The organism is Kitasatospora sp. NPDC059817, from assembly GCF_042731835.1.
Taxonomy (GTDB): Bacteria; Actinomycetota; Actinomycetes; order Streptomycetales; family Streptomycetaceae; genus Kitasatospora.
In genome coordinates this window covers 1-4,056 of sequence record NZ_JBHWIR010000345.1, presented here as the reverse complement: position 1 = coordinate 4,056, position 4,056 = coordinate 1, and the positions used below count along the sequence as shown (strand labels likewise).

Below are 4,056 nucleotides of genomic sequence, written 5' to 3'. Positions count from 1 at the left end.
TCCGACAGAAGGCCGTCCACACCCTCCCGGTCGGTGGTGTGGTCGTCCGCGAACCGACGGTCACCCGTCGCGTCCGGCACGTACTTCACACAGACAACGATCCTCAAGCTCACGGCCTGTCTCCTGTACTGGTCTCGTCCGGCGGCTGCGGCTGTGCAAGCGGGGCGCGAACACGGTGCGCACCCGCTCCGGGCAGCGAGTTCCCGTGCCGGTCCGGAACTTCCTGGCAGCATACTCGGCAGTAGTCCAGTGGTCACTACTGGCCAGTAGCTTAGGCCGGGCGGCTGCACTTCCGTCTGCGCCCATCCTGCCCCAGGGCAACCCCGACACCACCTGATCGGGCTACATATCCGCCACAGGACCGCCGGGGCCCCGGCTCACACCGTCTCGCCGAGCGCCGCGATCACGTCCACCTTGCGCGGCAGTCCGGCCGCCCTACGCACCACCCGGCCACCCCCGTCCAGCACCAGGACGGTCGGCGTGCGCAGGATCTCCAGCCGGCGGACCAGCTCCAGCCGCTCCTCGGCGTCCACTTCTACGTGCGCCACCCCGTCGACCATGCCGGCCACCTCCGCGAGCACCCGGCGGGTGGCCCGGCACGGCTGACAGAACGCCGTCGAGAACTGAACCAGCGTCGCCCGCTCGCCGAGCGCCCCGCCCAGCTCCGCCTCCGACAGCCGTACCGCCCCGCCGTTGGTGCGCACCCTCAGCCTCCCGTCGCGCCGTACCCGTAGCAGCCAGGAGGCGGTCGCCGGCGCCGGCACGACGACGCACACCACCAACCCGGCCATCCCCCAGTCTGCGGCAGCGGCCCCGGGCCCCGAAAGGGAGGTCGACCACCGGGCCGGGCCCGCGTACGATCGCCGGGTGGAATCCGACCGCACCGCACCGCCGTTGCTGACCTCCCGCCGCGTCGTCGACCTGGGCCGGGCCACCACCACCCGCTGTCGCTGACGCGCCCCGCCGCCGCCCGTCGCGACCCTCCCGGAGCCCTCGTGCAGATCGACCCTCGCGGTCCCCGCTTCGCCGCCGCGCTCACCTCGGTCGTCCTGGCCGCCGCCCTCATCACCGGCAGCGACGTGCTGCTGGCCGTCCAGGCCCTCGTCTTCGCACTCGGCGCGTTCGGCGGCCTGCGGCTCTCCCCCTACGGCTGGCTCTACCAGGCCTTCCTCCTCCCCCGGCTGACCCCGCCCTCCGAGACCGAGGACGAGCGGCCGCCCCGCTTCGCGCAGGGAGTCGGCCTGGTGTTCGCCGCCGTCGGCGCCCTCGGCTTCCTCACCGGGGTGGCCTGGCTCGGCCTACTCGCCACGGCCGTCGCCCTGGCCGCGGCCTTCCTCAACGCCGCGTTCGGCTACTGCCTCGGCCGCGAGATCTACCCCCTCGTCCGGCGCGCCCAGGGGCGCCTCGGCGCCGGAGCCTGACCGCAGCCCTGGGGCCCCTGGGCCTTCGGGACGGACCGGGCCTCCAGGTCGCCGGGGAGGGAAAAGTTCCCACCCGAACTCATCACGGAGATCACACCGCGAATATCCGCTTGACCGCACGGCTCAGGTGACAGCAGGCACTCGTTCGGGGGATCATCTCCGTGAATCACCCGTGACCGCCGCGGCGTGCCGCGCTCCGGTCGGCCCCCACTCAGCGACACGGGTACCCGCCGTACCGGGCTCCGGCCCGTGGAAGTCAGGACTGACCGTGGCAGAGTTCGTGTACCCGCCGGTGATCGGCGCCGCACTCACCGCCTTCCGTGCGCTCGACGTGCGGATCAAGATCGTAGGCGCCGAGAACATCCCCGCCAGGGGCGGAGCCGTACTGGTCAGCAATCACATCAGCTACCTGGACTTCCTCTTCGCCGGCCTCGGCGCCTACCGCGGCGGCAAGCGCAAGACCCGCTTCATGGCCAAGGACGACGTCTTCAAGCACCGGGTCTCCGGCCCGCTGATGCGCGGCATGAAGCACATCCCGGTCGACCGCACCGACGGGCAGCCCGCGTACGAGGCCGCCGTGCGCGCCCTCAAGGCCGGCGAGGTCGTCGGGGTGTTCCCCGAGGCGACCATCAGCCGCTCGTTCATGCTGAAGAAGTTCAAGACCGGCGCCGCCCGGATGGCCGCCGACTCCGGCACCCCGCTGCTGCCCGTCATCCTCTGGGGCACCCAGCAGCTCTGGACCAAGGGCCGCCCGAAGACCCTGACCAAGCGCCACGTCCCCGTCACCATCATGATCGGCGAACCGATTCACCTCGGCCCGGACGACAAGCCCGTCATGGTCACCAGACGGCTGCGCGCGGCCATGAGCGAGATGCTCGACCAGGCCCAGCGCGAGTATCCCGGCAAGCCCTCCGGCCCGGACGACACCTGGTGGCTGCCCACCCACCTCGACGGCACCGCGCCCACCCTGGAGGTCGCCGAGGCCGAGGACGAGGCGGAGGCCCTCGCCAAGGCCGAGCGCCGCGCCGCCCGGGGCTGACCGGCCCCGCCCGGGTTCCACCTCGCCCCTGTTCCACCCCGCACCGGCGCTCCACTTCGCCACTCCGCGAGACCTTCTACTCCGTGTGACCGACCGAACGCCAGGCGTCGCGTGTCGCCCGGTCGCCGACGCTCCCCGTCTGACACAGTGACAGCCCCTTTGAGGGTCCTTCGTCCAGCATCGGAGACGGAGCGAACGCCGGAGAGGTCGGAAAGGTCGGAGCGGATATGACACGGATGACCCGCACAGGGCAGTCCCCCAGGTCCACACCCGAGGCCCGCACCCGCGCCAGCGCCGGTGCGGGCCTTCTGCTGCTGAGCGCCCTGCTCACCGGGTGCGGCGCCGAACCCGGTGAGATCCCCCTGTCCGAGATCCAGGCGGACGCCCCCTCCACCGCACCCGAGTCGCCGACCGCCGCCGCGAGCCCCGGCGTGGTCGGCGCCGCCGCCGGAACGCCTGCGGCCCCCGCGCACAACGGCCTGATCGTCGGCGGGGAATTCCTCGACGCCGCCCGCACCACCAGCGCCATCGTGACCCTCGCACCCGACGGCACCAACTGGCACCAGGTCACCCAGCCGCCCGACCGCACCCGCGACGACCGCCCCGACTGGTCCCCGGACGGCAGCACGATCGCCTTCGACCGGACCGACCCACGGAGCGGCGCCGCCCGCCTCTGGACGGTCGCCAACACCGGCGACGGAGCCCAGCAGATCGGCCAGCTCTGCGAGACCGGCACCGCCGACTGCGCCAACGAGGACGAACGCGCCCCCGCCTACTCGCCCGACGGCAAGCAACTCGCCTTCAGCCGCTCCTGGGGCGCCCTCGACCCGGCCGACAAATACCAGGTCCAGTACTCGGACCTCTACCTGATGAGCCCCGACGGCACCGACGTCCAGCGGCTCACCTTCCTCACCAACGACAAGCCGTACTCCGGGCAGGTCAGCAACCCCAGTTGGTCCCCCGACGGCAAGCAACTCACCTTCGAGTACCGCACCAACGCCACCGGTCAGCCCGCCAACAGCCGCGCCATCTACGTCGTCGCCGCGGACGGCACCGGGCTCCGGCAACTCACCCCCTGGGAACTGCGCGCCGGAGACCGCGCCAACTGGTCCCCCGACGGCACCCAGATCCTCTTCACCACCCACCCGGCCGGCCGCGCCGACGCCCCCGGCGGCGGCATCTACACCGTCCACCCCGACGGCACCGCCATCGGCGCGCTGACCCCCGCCCCGTCCGACGTCTTCTACGGCACCGCCGCCTACGCGCCCGACGGCAAGTCCATCGTCTTCGCCCAGGACCCCGCCGGCTCCGGGGCCGACCTCTACACCATGCGGCCGGACGGGACGGGCATCGCCCGGCTCACCCACGACAGGGACGCCTGGCTGACCCGACCGGCGTGGGGCACGGCGGCGGTACCGCCTCAACCCGATGGCCGGGCGTCGGCCCAGGCACAATCACGGCGGTGGGAAGAGGACGAAGAACTCCAGGACGAATGAACCACAACGCAAAGAACCCCCATCCGGTTTCCCGGATGGGGGTTCTCTGTGAATGATTGTTCGGCGGCGTCCTACTCTCCCACAGGGTCCCCCCTGCAGT

5 protein-coding genes and 1 pseudogene are annotated in these 4,056 nt (G+C 72.2%); 4 read left to right on the top strand and 2 right to left on the bottom strand.

Going from position 1 to position 4,056, the window contains the following annotated elements; translation table 11 throughout:
* Together ACFV61_RS34915 and ACFV61_RS34910 are read right to left on the bottom strand one after the other, a co-directional pair.
* Nucleotides 1-113, bottom strand: a pseudogene (locus ACFV61_RS34915) (electron transfer flavoprotein subunit beta); the annotation flags it as partial.
* Nucleotides 114-377: 264 nt separating this feature from the next.
* On the bottom strand, nt 378-791 hold the full coding sequence (locus ACFV61_RS34910; RefSeq protein ID WP_063351571.1) for a thioredoxin family protein: 414 nt from the start codon (nt 789-791) through the stop codon (nt 378-380).
* Between ACFV61_RS34910 and ACFV61_RS34905 the strand changes: the two genes are divergently transcribed.
* The 4 genes from ACFV61_RS34905 (at nt 694) to ACFV61_RS34890 (ending at nt 3,956) form a co-directional block, all read left to right on the top strand.
* Nucleotides 694-954, top strand: a complete 261-nt coding sequence (locus ACFV61_RS34905; protein WP_380496119.1) for a hypothetical protein — start codon at nt 694-696, stop codon at nt 952-954. The two genes, ACFV61_RS34910 and ACFV61_RS34905, sit on opposite strands and share 98 nt — an antisense overlap.
* A 41-nt stretch (nt 955-995) precedes the next feature.
* On the top strand, nt 996-1,421 hold the full coding sequence (locus ACFV61_RS34900; RefSeq protein ID WP_063350143.1) for a DUF4395 domain-containing protein: 426 nt from the start codon (nt 996-998) through the stop codon (nt 1,419-1,421).
* A 268-nt stretch (nt 1,422-1,689) separates the two neighbouring features.
* Nucleotides 1,690-2,460 (top strand): lysophospholipid acyltransferase family protein, encoded by a 771-nt coding sequence (locus tag ACFV61_RS34895; protein ID WP_380346447.1) that lies wholly within the window; start codon nt 1,690-1,692, stop codon nt 2,458-2,460.
* 236 nt (nt 2,461-2,696) lie between these two features.
* Nucleotides 2,697-3,956: a TolB family protein gene (locus tag ACFV61_RS34890; protein WP_380496117.1), complete on the top strand. Its 1,260-nt coding sequence runs from the start codon at nt 2,697-2,699 to the stop codon at nt 3,954-3,956.
* Nucleotides 3,957-4,056: the final 100 nt, after the last annotated feature.

Excerpts from the sequence above, each read along its gene's own strand:
- ACFV61_RS34910 (WP_063351571.1), bottom strand. The coding sequence starts at position 791 with ATGGCCGGGTTGGTGGTGTGCGTCGTCGTGCCGGCGCCGGCGACCGCC.
- ACFV61_RS34890 (WP_380496117.1), top strand. The coding sequence starts at position 2,697 with ATGACCCGCACAGGGCAGTCCCCCAGGTCCACACCCGAGGCCCGCACC.